The organism is Marinobacterium aestuariivivens (assembly GCF_042661465.1).
GTDB classification, from domain to species: domain Bacteria; phylum Pseudomonadota; class Gammaproteobacteria; order Pseudomonadales; family Balneatricaceae; genus Marinobacterium_A; species Marinobacterium_A aestuariivivens.
Window position 1 is genome coordinate 4548193 of the sequence record NZ_JBHSWE010000001.1, and the last position, 13534, is coordinate 4561726.

The window sequence follows — 13534 nt, forward strand, 5'->3', positions numbered from 1 at the left end:
GAGCAATATTTTCTCAGTCGGGTCAGAGGGATCGACCCTGATTCCTATTTTATGTGGGCCGCGCGCAGCGGCGCGGGAGCCGGATCAGAGCCGTTCGATGATCAGGGCCACACCCTGGCCGACGCCGACGCACATGCTGCAGAGTCCGTAGCGTCCCTTCTGCTGTTCCAGCTGATTCAGGGCGGTGGTGACCAGCCGCGCGCCGGACGCCCCCAGCGGGTGGCCGATGGCGATGGCGCCGCCGTTGGGGTTGACCCGCGGGTCGTCGTCCCGCAGCCCCAGGCGCCGACAGACGGCAATGGCCTGGGAGGCAAAGGCCTCGTTGAACTCGATCACGTCCATCTGCCCCAGGCTCAGGCCGGTCAGCTGCAGCACTTTTTCCACCGCCGGAACCGGGCCCATGCCCATGACCCTTGGGGCGACGCCGGCCGTGGCCATGGCGACGACCCGGGCACGCGGGGTGAGCCCGTGCCGTTCCACGGCCGCAGGGTTCGCCATCAGCAGGGCGCAGGCACCGTCGTTGATGCCGGATGCGTTACCGGCGGTCACGGTACCGCCCTCCCTGGCAACGCCTTTAAGGGCGCCGAGTCCGTCCAGGGAGGTATCCGGGCGTGGATGCTCGTCCTGGGTGACGATCTGATCGGGCTTGCGCGGCTGTTGGACCCTGACTTCCATCACCTCGCCGGCGAAGAAGCCGGCTTCCTGGGCCCGCTGCCAGCGCTGCTGGCTGCGCAGGGCGAAGGCGTCCTGGTCCTCGCGCGACACCCCTTCTTCTTCGGCCACGTTCTCGGCGGTCAGCGTCAGGGCGTCGACACCGTGCAGCGCCTTCATTTTCGGGTTGACCAGGCGCCAGCCAATGGTGGTGTCTTCCAGTTGCTGATTACGTGCGAACGCCTTATCGGCCTTGGCCAGTACAAAGGGGGAGCGGCTCATGCTTTCGACCCCGCCGGCGATCATCAGCTGTGCCTCGCCGCAGCGCAGGGCACGGGCGGCGCTGCCGACGGCGTCGAGGCCGGAACCGCACAGGCGATTGATCGTCGAACCGGGTACCGTGATCGGCAGGCCCGCCAACAGGGCTGACATGCGGGCGACGTTGCGGTTGTCCTCGCCGGCCTGGTTGGCGCAGCCGTAGATCACATCGTCGATCAGGCTCCAGTCGAGCCCCGGGTTGCGGTTCATCAACTCCTGGATTGGCAGCGCGCCCAGGTCATCGGTGCGAATCGATGACAGGGCTCCGTTGAAACGGCCAAAAGGGGTGCGGATCGCGTCACAAATATAAGCGTCTGTCATCTTGTCACTCCTGAGCAGTCTTGGCGTCGAGGGTTATCTGGGTTGCATCGCCCCGTTCCTGGCCTTTGCCGCTGACGGCGACGAGCCGGTCGAGGGCTGCATTGAGTGCGTCTGGCCCCATCTGGCGGGCAATGAAGACCGGGCCACCACGCCAGCGCGGAAAACCGTAGCCATGCGCGAGGGCGATATCGATGTCCTCGGGACGCTGACAGACGCCTTCACCGAGCAGCAGCAGGGCCTCGTTGATCAGCGCCAGCAAAGCGCGCTGCTGTATATCCTCGGCACTGAAGGCCTTTGGCTCGATGCCCTGATCCGCGCGGTAGCCGGCGATGATCGCGGCGACGTCCGGATCGGACTGCGGCCGGTTGTCGTCGTAGCGGTAGTAGCCCTTGCCGGTCTTGCGCCCCAGGCGTCCGGCTTCGCAGATCAGGTCCGGAATGCCGACATAGCGCCGCAGGTGACGGCTGTCGGCGGTCTGCTGGCGCATCTTCCAGGCGATATCGAGCCCCGACATGTCGGCGACCTTGAACGGCCCCATGGCGAAACCGTAGGCCTCGAGCGCGGCGTCGATCTGTTCGGGGCTGGCGCCTTCTTCCAGCAGGAACTCGCACTGGCGGCGGTAGGCGGCGTAGAGCCGGTTCCCGACAAAGCCCCAGGTGTTGGCAACGACAATCGCCTTTTTCTTAAGGCGCTTGGCGAATTTCAGTGCCGTGCAGAGTGTCTGATCGCTGGTCGATCCGCTACGCACCACTTCCAGCAACGACATGCGGTGGGCCGGGCTAAAGAAGTGCAGTCCCAGTGTACGCTCTGGATTGGGCACATCAGCCATGATCTGGTCGATATCGAGGTAGGAGGTATTGGTCGCCAGCAGGGTGCCCTCACCGACCACGCTGGCAAGGGATTTGAACAGCGAGCGTTTGACTTCCAGATCCTCGATGATGGCTTCGATCACCAGGTCTGCCCCTGAAAGATCACTGATATCCTGAGTCGGGTTCAGCCGGGCCAGAATTTCGTCGCGTTTTTCAGTGCTCAGACGCTGACGTTTAATGTCGCCTTCCAGCTCGCTCTTGATCCGGTTGATCCCGGCCTCGAGAGCCTGAGGGTTAAGCTCGAGCAGATCGACCCGGTAACCAGCATTCAATACGCAGAGCGCGATACCGCTGCCCATGGTGCCGGCACCGATCACGGCGATGCGCTCGAGTGCGCGTGGCTGCACCGGTTGCTGCGGCACGAAGGGTTCGGCCCGCTCGGCAAAGAACAGATAGCGCAGAGCCTTTGCCGCTTCGCTACCGCGCAGGGCAAGAAACTGGGCGCGTTCCTGGGCGATGCCGTCGGCGAAGCTCAGTTCGCCCGCGGCGAGGACCACGTTCGCCGCCACGGCCGCGGCCGGCAGGCCACGGGCGCGGGCGACCTGTTTTTGCGCCTGCACTTCCAGTGCGGCCCGGTCGGCGGGGGCGACCGGGCGGGCGCTCAATGGCTTTTTGCCGCCACTGTAGTCGCGGGCGAAGGCCAGGACTTCGGCGTAGTGGGCGTCCGCGTCAGTGGCGGCCAGCAGCTGATCGACAAGCCCGAGCTCCTTCGCCATGTCCGCTTTGACAGGCTTGCCCGTAACGATCATCTCGAGCGCAGTGGACAGGCCGACCGCGCGCGGCAGACGCTGGGTGCCGCCAGCGCCTGGAATAACACCGACGGTGACTTCCGGCAGGCCGAGGGTGGCATTGGCCGTCGCCAGGCGCACGTCACAGGCCAGCGCCAGTTCCAGCCCACCGCCAAGGGTATGGCCCTTGACGATGGCGATAACGGGTACGGGAAAGGATTCCAGCGCTGCCGTGACTTGGGGCAGGGTCGGTTCCGTCGGTTCGTTTTCCAGTTCGCGCAGATCGGCACCGGCCATCAGATTACGGCCGGCGCCCGTCAGCACGACCGCACGTGTCTGGTCGATTTCGATCTTGGCCAGTGCCGCCAGAATGCCCCTTCGTACTGCGTCTGTGCTGCTGTTGACGGGGGGATTATCGAGGGTGATGACCGCGATATCCCCTTCGCGCTGAAGGTGAACCTGGCCGCCGGTTTGTGGTTCATCCATCAGATCTATCTCCTGCGCTCTTCTCATCCAGCACGAGCACTGCATCGGCAGCAACTACGCCCTGACCTTCAGGCAGAACGAACAGCGGGTTGATTTCCGACGTGACAACACGATCGCCCAGCGCAATGATCAGCGCAGAGAAATTCACGATCGCCTGGGCGAGTGCTTCAGTATCGCGGTGAACTGAGCCACGGTAACCATCAAGCAGAGGCCAGGTGGTGAGTTTCTGCATCATCGCCCTGGCCTGATCGAGCGTCAGCGCACCCGTTTCAGGCAACATGCAAAGCGCGGTGTCCTTGAACAGCTCAGCGGTGACACCGCCGGCACCCAGAAGGAGTGCCGTACCGAGAGCATCACGGTTGGCACCAAGAATCAGCTCATGACCGCCGGCGATCATTGCTTCGACAAGGAACTGGTCAGGGCAGCGACCGATATGGGATTCAACATCGGCGATCATTTTATCGAAACGCTCACCAATGGTGTCAGCGTTCAGGAACAGCGCTACGCCACCGATATCACTTTTGTGCAGCAGGTTGGCATCCATGATTTTCAGAACGACCGGCTCACCCAACTCACGCGCTGCCTGTACGGCCTCATCACGGGTGGTGACAACCTTGCTCTGCGGTACCTTGATCCCCGCCTGACTGAACAGGGTCTTGGCTGATGCCTCGTCCAACGATCCGCCTGGCAGAGTTTCCAGGTTGGGAAGTTGAACGCCGGGCGCCGCAGATGCGCTGGAAAGTAACGGCTGTCCGGTAAAGTACAGCGCTTCGAGTACGGCACTGCAGCTTTCCGGTGAGCTGAACCCAGGAATACCGCCACTGTTCAACCGCTTCAGTGTATCCGGTGCGTAGGGGCTGACATACGCCAGTACCGGCTTGTCGTTAACGCTCAGACAGTCCTGAATGGCGCTGACAACCAGGTCGGGCATGGCGAGGCCGGAGGAACCGATGATCACGACCAGAGCATCATAGCTGTCGCTCTCAAGCAGGATGCGGATCGCCTGGCGCAGCAGATCGGGCTGCAGACCAGCCAAGGTCACGTCGATCGGGTTACGGTCAAGTGCGGTAGGTGTATCACCCTGAAGTGCACGCAGCTTCTCGGCGGTGTCGATATCAGGCGCAGGAGTATCAAAATCAGTTACACCCAGGCTATCCGCGATCAGCGTACCGGCACCACCTGTGGAGGTCAGAACAGCAACACGGCGGCCAGCCAGTTTGCGGCCAGCAACCAGCACCGCCGGAATGTCGAGGAATTCATCGAAGGTGTTGACACGAATGACGCCCAGTTCACGGAAGAAAGCGTCGTAGACGCGGTCTTCACCGGCCAGTGCGCCGGTATGGGAGCTGGCGGCATTGGCACCGGCTTCGGAGCGGCCGATCTTGAACACCACGAGCGGCTTACCGGCGTCACGGGCACGGATAGCCACTTCGCGGAAACGCTGCGGATTGCGGATGCTTTCCAGGTACAGCGCGATCACCTTGGTGTTCTCGTCGTCCACGAGGTAGTCGATGAAGTCGCTGACCTCGAGATCCACCTCGTTGCTGGTGGAAATCAGCGACGAGAGGCCGATACCGCGGCCGGCCGCACGGGAGAGCAGGGCACCGAGAATGCCGCCACTCTGGGATACGACGGCGACATGGCCGGCGGGCAGGTCGCTGACCTCGAGCGCACCGCTGGCGGAGAGCGGTATACCTGCGGACAGGTTGACGAGACCGATGGTATTCGGCCCGAGGATGCGCATGGAACCTGCGGCTTCTTTCAGTTCCGCCTGCAGGTCCTGCCCATCCTCACCCGCCTCGGCAAAGCCGCTGGCCAGGACGACGGCCGCCTTGCAACCTAGTTTCGCGAGGGAGCGGACAGCCGCGACGCTGCGTTTGGCGTTGAGCAGCACCAGGCCCACATCGGGGGCTTCCGGTAGCGCTTCGACATCGGCATAGCAGGTCAGACCCTGAATCTCGGCAGCTTTCGGGTTGACCGGGTAGATTGCACCGCTGAAACCGTGCTTGATAAGGTATGACACCGGCCGACCGGAGGTTTTGGTAGGGTCGGCCGAGGCGCCGATTACAGCAACGCTTTTTGGGTTGAGTAGTGCGTCCAGCTGTTTCATTTGCCTGCCTCCTTTGCGCGATCGAGGAAGGACTGAACCGAAGCGCGATGTTCCTGAGAGGTATAACAGATGCCCTGGGCCTTGCTGCCTTCGGCAAATACCTGATGATCGGTCATTTCGTAGCTGTGATTGATGATCGATTTGGTCAGGGCGGTTGCCGTGCGCGAGCCGCTGCTCATTTCCTTCGCCATCTCCATGGCCGTTTCCAGGAGTGCATCCGCCTCGCAGCAACTGTCGGCGATGCCGAGCTCCAGTGCCTCCTCGGCGCTGACGCGACGGCCGCTGAAAATCAGTGCTTTGGCACGGGCCAGACCAACCCGGCGCGGCAGAAAGTACATGCCGCCACCATCGGGTACCAGGCCGCGGGCGATATAGGCCCAGGTGAAGGTGGCGGGGCTTGCAGCCACGACAAAGTCGCAGGAGAGTGCGAGGTCGGCCCCGAGGCCTGCCGCTGCACCGTTGACAGCCGCGATGGTGGGAATCGGCAGGTTGAGCAGCAAGCTGGCGGCGTAATGGACGCCTTGCTGACGCTCCCAGCCATTGAAGCCGACGGTGGCCGGGTCCGCTTCCATACGTGTTTTCATACCGGCGATATCGCCGCCCGCGCAGAATCCCTTGCCGGTCCCGGTGACGATCAGTGCGCGGACGCTACGGTCCCGACGCAGGTTCTCCAGATGTTCCACCAGTTCAGCGCGCATGGCATCGCTCATGGCGTTGCGCTTTTCCGGCCGGTTGAGGGTCAGAATGGCAATACCACCTTCCTGCTGATATTCGATGAGAGCGTCTTGACTCATGGCGGGCCTCTTGTTTTTCAGTAAAACTGATTCAAGTGTTATTCGAGATCGGGATATCGGGCTGACTGTCTGAACAGCCAATTCACAAAATAGAGCGCTTATCGTCGTTTAACCGTCCAGTCATCCCACGAATCATTCTTGAATTTACGACTCCAAGGTGCAAATGAGTAAAGCTGCCGCCAGCGCTAACAAAAAGTTAGAGACCGGGTCGGGGGAGGGGCACGGCAACCTGCACCAAGGCCTGGAGCGCACCTTGGGGAGGTGTCTGAAGAACTTCAAGGGCGGTTCGGGACCGCCTGCCCAACAGAAAGCTGGCCTGAGGCCCAATAAATACTCAGTTCAGTGGCAGAGCGCCTTCAGTCATAGTAGGAGCCGTACTCAAGAGGCGTCGAGTCTCGTCGGACAACAGTTCGACCGGTGAGGTGCAGGCATTGAGTGCTTGGCTGCCTCGTACAATAACAATCAGCCCACGTCCGCTCTTGACGTGGCGACAAGCCGGGCCCAAGTCTGGTCACGGTGGGAGGAGAGAATGAATACATCGTCAGCGTCGACTCAAAGCACGCCGAAGGACCCGGCCAAAAGTCAGCGCAGGCAAGGGCACTTTATTCAGGTTCCCTTGGTGTGGTTAGAGGTGGTGTTTGGCCTTATCTTGCTGCTTATAGTCGGTACCTATCTATACGAAGCGGCAAAACTTCCCGACCCGATGAATCCCAAGGCAGTGGGGGCCGGCGATTTCCCGATGATTATAGCCATCGGAACCCTGATCGCGGTATTTCTGATGTGCTGCCACGGCCTGGTCAAAATATTCAGGGAAAAGGAACATGAGCTGGTTGAGCTCCGTCGTCCCCTGTCTGTCATTATCGCGATTCTGGTTCTGATCGGTATCGGAGCCTTCCTGGACGCCCTGGGTGCCATCATCGCAACGGCGGGGCTTTCGGCTCTGATAATGATAGCGGTGGGGGAGCGTCGGCCGATTCAGCTCATAGCCGTTCCCCTGGGCCTGGCGCTTGGCCTCTATGCCGTTTTCGTCCTCGCTCTCGGTGTTTATTTTCCTTAAGGTGTCGCCATGTTTGAGAATATATTGATAGGTTTCTCGGCATTTGCCGATCCGTTGGTGCCGGTGGGGCTGCTCGTCGGTGCGCTGCTCGGATATATGATTGGTGCGGTGCCGGGACTGGGGCCAAGCCTCGGCGTCGCACTGCTGATTCCGTTCACCTACAGCCTTGATCCACTGGTGTCGATCGTAACGCTGGTCGCGCTCTATGCCGCGGCTGAATATGGCGGGGCTATTTCCGCGATACTCGTCAATTCCCCCGGCACTGCGGCTGCCGTGACGACGTCCTGGGATGGCTTTCCGCTAACCCAGCAGGGGAAAGCCGGGGTCGCGCTGAATATCTCGATCGTTTCGTCGGGCATTGGCATTTTCGGCAGTACCATCCTGCTGTTCCTGACGGCGGTTCCCTTGTCGGAGTTCGCGCTCGACTTTGGGCCCACGGCCTATTTTGCACTGGCCCTCGTGGGGTTGAGTCTCGTCTCGACGCTGTCCAATGGGTCGCCCCTCAAAGGCGCTATCGCCATGGGTATTGGCCTGGCGCTCGCGACCGTGGGGCTCGATGCCCAGACCGGCATCCCCCGTTTCAGTTCACATCCGGAGTTTTTCGAGGGCTTCCCGCTGGTGCCGGTGCTGCTGGGTCTCTTTGCACTGTCCGAAGTCCTCTTCATGGTCGAGGCTGGCCCCTCTGAAAAGACGAAAAGTCAGCCGATGAGCGGAATTCTTGCCGTACCCTTGAAAACATTCGGAAAGTTGAAGTTCCATCTGATGCGCAGCTCGGTCCTCGGCTACGTCATCGGGGTCGTGCCGGGTGCGGGTGCCTCGATCGCGTCCTTTGTGTCCTACGCCGTTGCCAAGAAGACCTCGAAGACGCCCGAACAGTTCGGCAAAGGCAGCATCGAAGGCATAGCGGCATCGGAGTCAGCCAATAACGCGGCGGTATCGGGTGCGCTCGCGCCGCTCCTGGCGCTGGGTATCCCGGGCTCTCCCACCACCGCCATCATGATCGGCGCCCTGATGATCCACGGTATTCAGCCCGGGCCCCTGCTGTTTACTACCAAGCCCGAGATTCCCTACACGATTTTCGCCGCACTCTGGATCAGTGTTCCGGTGATGATTTTTATCGGCTTGGCGGGTGCCAGGTACTGGGCGAAAGTGGCGGACGTGCCCCGTCCCGCTATCGCAGCAGTCGTTGCAGCCATCTGCCTGATGGGCGCCTATGCGTCCGAAAACTCGATGTTTCCGGTATATGTCACCCTGGCGTTCGGTGTTATCGGCTACATTTTGCGCAAGGTCGATATACCACTGGCGCCGATCATTCTGGCCCTGGTACTCGGTGAAATGCTCGAAACGAATTTCCGCCGTGCACTGGTTATTTCCAACGGCGATCTCGATATTTTCTATACCAGTCCGCTGACGCTGGTTTTGATGACGATTGCGATTCTGTCCTTCGCGATGCCGGCGCTGCGGTTTCTGCGCGAGAAACTGGATCAGCGGCGTCATGTACAGGAGGTATATCACGATGAAGAATAGACCGAATCTGTTCTGAGTCACTTCGTGATGCATCGAGCCCGGAACTGCAAACCAATATCGGTTTGTGGTTTCGGGCTTATCCTGTTTATTCACTATCAATTAGCAATTCGCTTCACAGTGCTTTGGTGTTCTGTATCTGGAAATTTAAAATTATTGTCTGATCCTGCGAGTTGATTTTTATGGGTATTGATTTGCGCAAGCCAATAAAGTTAGTGGTGCTTTATTTCTCGGCAGCCGCTGTAGGGTGGCTATTTATGAAAATCGGGATGCCATTACCGTTCATGATCGGGCCGATGTTATTTTCGGCCTTACTTTATGTTTCCGGATTGGCTAGACAACCGGTAACGGCGAAGACGCGCCCCTTCGGCCAGATGATAATCGCCTCGACGGTCGGCCTGGCCTTTACCAGCGATGCGTTGGCGATCGCTATGGAGATGGCCCCCATCATGGTCGGATTGACGCTTCTGACGGGCATAAACGCCGTTGTCGTGTCGATCTTGCTCAAGCGATTTAGCAATCTCGATTATCCGACGGCACTCTTGTGCACCATGCCGACCAGCCCGGTCGAGGCGGTCGTGGTCGCCGAAAAATTCGGTTTGAACCGGGGCCTGGTCGTACTATCACAAACGATAAGAATCGCCAGTGTCGTGGTGCTTATTCCTATAGCGTTGTACATAGCCGATGGCTGGCCTGGCAATTCAGGCCGAGGGCTTGGTTCGGCCAATTCGTTCGACTTGGGCGGTGTAATACTGCTATCGATTTCTGCCTTGGTGGGTGGTGTCCTGTTTAAAGTCGTCAGGCTACCGAATCCCTTCTTTTTTGGCGCTCTACTCAGTGCGGCTGTCGTGTCCAGTAGTGGCCTGCACGTGACGCCCTATCCGTACATCGTCCTGGCGGGTGCTCAGGTTGTGCTTGGGAGCTGGCTGGGCTCCGTCTTTACCAAAGACCTCTTTTGGCGCGGTGGGAAGCTGACGCTTGCGCTGAGCGTATCGATGCTGGGCTTTATCCTTTTTACCTGTGCTACCGCGATTGCCTTTGCCCACCTGATCGATCAACCCTGGGAAACGATGGTGCTCAGTGCCGCCCCGGGTGGCGTGACCGAAATGGCATTGACCGCGCAATTTCTGGGTTACGATGTCGCGCTCATTACCTCTTTCCAGATCGTGAGGATCTGTATTCTTATGCCGGGAATCCACTGGTTTATCGCGGCTGCCCGTCGGCTTGAAATCGGGCGATCGGCTTGACTGGACGTCGATGGTTCATATTGTTGAACCGGTCTGTTCAGGTTGGCAGGCTGTTGTAAATCTATCTGCGTTGCCGAATGCCGCGTTAAAACAGGTTTCAAGCAGGGTATTACGCCGAGCGCAAATCGTAGGATGGGTGAAACGACGCTTGGTACGGGGCATCCGTTGCTGACTCGGCCCAGAGCGTAGTGGAACCCATCGTGTACTCTCAGAGCATCACGAGAGCATCGGACGATGTTGATGGGTTGCGCCGCATCAAACGAGTAGCATCCGGATATGAAGTGCCACCGCGGCTCCACCCATCCTACTGCTGTGCTTTTTCGCCTGTTTGGGTCTGGGCAGGGGGCAAGGCCATGATCATCGATTGATGACCGGCGTAACCAGGACGGGAAGGAGTCAAGGTCTTCAGGTATTAGCCCTTGACCCGGTGTGATCACTTCGGGTCAAGGGCATTGTTGCGGGCTTGAGAATCAGGCGTCGGTATCAGCCGACGGTGCAATTGGCGCAACTGAGCCGGGCAGTTCGGCTCCGTACAATATGTTTTGCCGCAAGACCTCCAGTTGCTGACGAGGCAGTACGGATCCGGCCAGCTCGTTGTATTTGGCGATCAGTTCCTCGTCCGACAACGGATCTTCCGGGTCGCCTTTTCGGGTTGGCTGGAAATGGCGGATTTGACGACCGTCCTTCAGCGTTACGAGAAGCCTGGCCATGCGGCGTTTCGGATAGGCCGATGCCAGTTCGGCATCCTCGCTGACGGTCACTTTCTGCCTCAAGGCGCGGATATCGGGACGCGCAAGTGCCTCGGGCGAGAAGGCAGTCAGGCGGACGCCGCCCAGCAGCAGTTGCGCCGCGAGGCAGTACTGTATGCTGAAACGGGCTTCCTGGGCCGACCGGGGATCCGGGCGGTTGCACATCTGATAGGTTGCGCCGTAACCCTCGACATGGATCGAGTCGATGTCGTCAGGTGCAAAACCGTCCTGTTGCTGCATGCGATTCAGGCCATCAAGGGCCGGGAAGATGTGTCCGCAGCAACCATGGTTCTTGACCGTCATGCGGGTAATGGGTGTCCAGTCGCCGATGCCGTCCAGCGCTGTTGTCCAGTCTCCGGACGATACGCTGGTTGCCGCGGCAAACCCCTTGTCCGCATCGAGGCTATCAAGAGATGCGGTTACGCCATGGGCCGCAGCGATGCCTGCGAGAATGCCGGCATCGGCCGCGTGGCCGGGGTGGAGTGCCTTGGCCATGCCTTCACCCTGTAGGTTCTGCTGGTGGCCCCCGGCAAAGCTGCTGGAAAGGGCAATCGCATGGGCGACTCGATCCGCATCGCACCCCAGAATCATGGCGGTCGCCACCGCGGCGCCTATAGTGCCGACGGTCGAGGTGGTATGCCAGTAGCGGTAGTGGCTGGGCTGAATGGCCAGCGAGATCCGGCAGCCCACTTCGTAGCCACCAATGATGGCGCGGTGCAGCTGTTCGAGCGAAGCGCCCTTGTCCTGAGCGACGGCCAGTGCGGTGGCAATGGTCGGGCTACCTGGGTGATAACCGCCATCCTTGAAGATATCGTCGAACTCGACGGTGTGGCTCGCGGTGGCGTTCAGCAACGCCGAATGCCGGGGAGAAGCGATCTGGCCGTCCACGTAGCAGACGGCATTGCCCTGACCGCGACTGGCGCCAAGGGCGTCGGACAGCAGCGTTGACGGTGGCAGTGCGCAGCCCGGTAAGGTTGTGGCGAACCAGTCCAGGAGGGCGCGCCGTGCCGCCCAGCTCACATCTGCGCTCAAACGTTGGTTTTGCCAGGCGGTCGCTGCATTGGCCAGTACAACGATTGGATTGGTCATGGTGTGTCCTTGATCCTAAGGGCGCTGAACCGTTCGTCAGTCCCGTCGCTGGGGGATGTTCAGTTGACGGCGCCGGCCGCTCGCATCGCCTCGATCTCTTCGCGGCCGTAACCGAGTTCCGCCAGGATTTCGGCGCTCTGCGCACCGACCGGCTGTGGCGGCAGGATGATTTCCGACTGGCTGTCGGACAGGTTGAATGCGGCGACGGGGACCGTCAGGCCGTCGACGGCACAGTCGGGAGCCGCATGTTCGTGCAGTACGTGCCGGCTGGCCACCTGACTGTCGGACAGGGCTTCTTCCATGCGGCGTATGCGTGCGGCCGGGATACGTCTTTTCTGCAGGAACTCCTCCCAGTAGTCCGCCGTCATCGTGCCAATGATTTTTGACAGAACCTCGGCTTCTTCCGCATGCGCGTCCAGACGCTGATTGTTATCGGTCTTGATCATGTCTTCGCGACCGAGCGCTGTCCAGAGGCGACGTTGTTGCTGCAGGTTCGAGGCGGCGATCATCATCGGGACATCGGCAGCCTGGTAGCAACCGATGGTTGCGAACGGGAAGGTGTTGCCCTTTTGCTCGGGGTGCTTGCCGTTCCAAAGAAATCCGGTGAGGTGCGAACTGGACAGTATCAGCGCGACATCGAGCATTGAAACATCGATAAACTGGCCTTTGCCGCCGTTCCGTTCCCGCTGGAACAGGGCCGTCGAGATCGCGAAGGCCGCCGTCGTCCCCGTTGCATAGTCGACCACTGGCGCGCCGGATTTCAAGGGCCTGCCGTCGCCATGTCCCGTCATTGCCATCATGCCGGAGAATGCCTGGATCACATTATCATAGGCGGTCTGTTCACGGCGGGGACCGGTCGATCCAAAAGCCGAGACCGAACAGTAAATAAGCTTCGGATTCAGCTTGGACATCTCGTCATAGCCCAGCCCGAGCTCATCGAAAGCGCCGGGCCGGTAGTTTTCCACGAACACATCCGCCGTCGAAATGAGCCGCTTCATCGCCTCGCGCCCTTCAGCGGTCTTGAGGTCGAGCGCCAGCGTTTTCTTGTTGGACGCCTGAGCCATGAAAGCCGTGCCCATACCGATGTCGTTCAGGGCGCGGTCTGAGCCTTGCATGCGCGCCTGATCGGGGTCATTGGGCGACTCGACCTTGATGACTTCGGCGCCCAACACGGCCAGTTGATAGCTGGCAAAGGGGCCCGCGAGTACATGTGTCGTATCGATGACACGAATTCCGTCGAATGCTTTGGTCATGGGGGCTCACCGAATTACGCTTGGGGAGATCTGTCTGGAGAAGGGTTTCGGGCAGGCAAGATCTCGGGATTGAAAGTTGCGTCTTTTAATCTGGATGACCACCAGGTTCCCTACCTGGTTGTCAGTCACGCCACAAAAGCAGGCGCAAGTGCGCGGACATGCTGGCTTTTGTGGCGTTCGCATTGGCCTTCGGCCAATGATGAAGCATCCCTGCTTCATGTATTAACCCTCCGGGTTAATAATTGAAGGTGCAACATGGCAGCGGCTTTATACTGAGGCTCATCAAATCAACCGGCCGTAACAGAAGGAGGGAACTCCCTCCTTCGGTTCGCTGATCG

9 protein-coding genes are annotated in these 13534 nt (G+C 60.1%); 3 read left to right on the plus strand and 6 right to left on the minus strand.

Features of this window, described 5'->3' with window-relative positions:
• Window positions 1–84 precede the first annotated feature (84 nt).
• From pcaF to ACFQDL_RS23860, 4 genes are read right to left on the minus strand one after another with little or no spacing between them, the layout of a single operon-like run.
• Window positions 85–1290, minus strand: coding sequence for a 3-oxoadipyl-CoA thiolase (gene pcaF / locus ACFQDL_RS23845; protein ID WP_379911186.1), 1206 nt, complete (start codon window positions 1288–1290; stop codon window positions 85–87).
• A 4-nt stretch (window positions 1291–1294) separates the two neighbouring features.
• Window positions 1295–3373, minus strand: a complete 2079-nt coding sequence (locus tag ACFQDL_RS23850) for a 3-hydroxyacyl-CoA dehydrogenase NAD-binding domain-containing protein (RefSeq protein ID WP_379911187.1) — start codon at window positions 3371–3373, stop codon at window positions 1295–1297.
• Window positions 3366–5483 (minus strand): acetate--CoA ligase family protein, encoded by a 2118-nt coding sequence (locus ACFQDL_RS23855; protein ID WP_379911188.1) that lies wholly within the window; start codon window positions 5481–5483, stop codon window positions 3366–3368. The genes ACFQDL_RS23850 and ACFQDL_RS23855 overlap by 8 nt, the downstream gene beginning before the upstream one ends.
• Window positions 5480–6277: an enoyl-CoA hydratase/isomerase family protein gene (locus tag ACFQDL_RS23860; protein WP_379911189.1), complete on the minus strand. Its 798-nt coding sequence runs from the start codon at window positions 6275–6277 to the stop codon at window positions 5480–5482. Before ACFQDL_RS23860 ends, ACFQDL_RS23855 begins: the two co-directional genes overlap by 4 nt.
• Before the next feature lie 529 nt (window positions 6278–6806).
• On the opposite strand from ACFQDL_RS23860, the gene ACFQDL_RS23865 reads away from it, so the two are divergent.
• The 3 genes from ACFQDL_RS23865 (at window position 6807) to ACFQDL_RS23875 (ending at window position 10105) form a co-directional block, all read left to right on the plus strand.
• Window positions 6807–7334, plus strand: coding sequence for a tripartite tricarboxylate transporter TctB family protein (locus ACFQDL_RS23865; RefSeq protein ID WP_379911190.1), 528 nt, complete (start codon window positions 6807–6809; stop codon window positions 7332–7334).
• A gap of 9 nt (window positions 7335–7343) precedes the next feature.
• Window positions 7344–8861 carry a tripartite tricarboxylate transporter permease gene (locus ACFQDL_RS23870; RefSeq protein ID WP_379911191.1) on the plus strand — a complete coding sequence of 506 codons (1518 nt, stop codon included), beginning with the start codon at window positions 7344–7346 and terminating at the stop codon, window positions 8859–8861.
• Between the two features lie 179 nt (window positions 8862–9040).
• Complete coding sequence (locus ACFQDL_RS23875; protein WP_379911192.1) at window positions 9041–10105, plus strand: AbrB family transcriptional regulator; 1065 nt, start codon at window positions 9041–9043, stop codon at window positions 10103–10105.
• A gap of 470 nt (window positions 10106–10575) precedes the next feature.
• Here the strand turns inward: ACFQDL_RS23875 and ACFQDL_RS23880 are convergent, their stop codons facing one another.
• Both ACFQDL_RS23880 and ACFQDL_RS23885 read right to left on the minus strand, forming a co-directional pair.
• A complete protein-coding gene (locus tag ACFQDL_RS23880; protein ID WP_379911193.1) occupies window positions 10576–11943 on the minus strand; it encodes an MmgE/PrpD family protein in 1368 nt (455 codons plus the stop codon).
• 59 nt (window positions 11944–12002) lie between these two features.
• Window positions 12003–13196, minus strand: a complete 1194-nt coding sequence (locus ACFQDL_RS23885; RefSeq protein WP_379911194.1) for a CaiB/BaiF CoA transferase family protein — start codon at window positions 13194–13196, stop codon at window positions 12003–12005.
• Window positions 13197–13534 lie beyond the last annotated feature (338 nt).

Bases quoted from the DNA above. Each gene is read 5' to 3' on its own strand.
- pcaF (WP_379911186.1), bottom strand. From the start codon at position 1,290: ATGACAGACGCTTATATTTGTGACGCGATCCGCACCCCTTTTGGCCGT.
- ACFQDL_RS23850 (WP_379911187.1), bottom strand. From the start codon at position 3,373: ATGGATGAACCACAAACCGGCGGCCAGGTTCACCTTCAGCGCGAAGGG.
- ACFQDL_RS23855 (WP_379911188.1), bottom strand. From the start codon at position 5,483: ATGAAACAGCTGGACGCACTACTCAACCCAAAAAGCGTTGCTGTAATC.
- ACFQDL_RS23860 (WP_379911189.1), bottom strand. From the start codon at position 6,277: ATGAGTCAAGACGCTCTCATCGAATATCAGCAGGAAGGTGGTATTGCC.
- ACFQDL_RS23865 (WP_379911190.1), top strand. From the start codon at position 6,807: ATGAATACATCGTCAGCGTCGACTCAAAGCACGCCGAAGGACCCGGCC.
- ACFQDL_RS23870 (WP_379911191.1), top strand. From the start codon at position 7,344: ATGTTTGAGAATATATTGATAGGTTTCTCGGCATTTGCCGATCCGTTG.
- ACFQDL_RS23875 (WP_379911192.1), top strand. From the start codon at position 9,041: ATGGGTATTGATTTGCGCAAGCCAATAAAGTTAGTGGTGCTTTATTTC.
- ACFQDL_RS23880 (WP_379911193.1), bottom strand. From the start codon at position 11,943: ATGACCAATCCAATCGTTGTACTGGCCAATGCAGCGACCGCCTGGCAA.
- ACFQDL_RS23885 (WP_379911194.1), bottom strand. From the start codon at position 13,196: ATGACCAAAGCATTCGACGGAATTCGTGTCATCGATACGACACATGTA.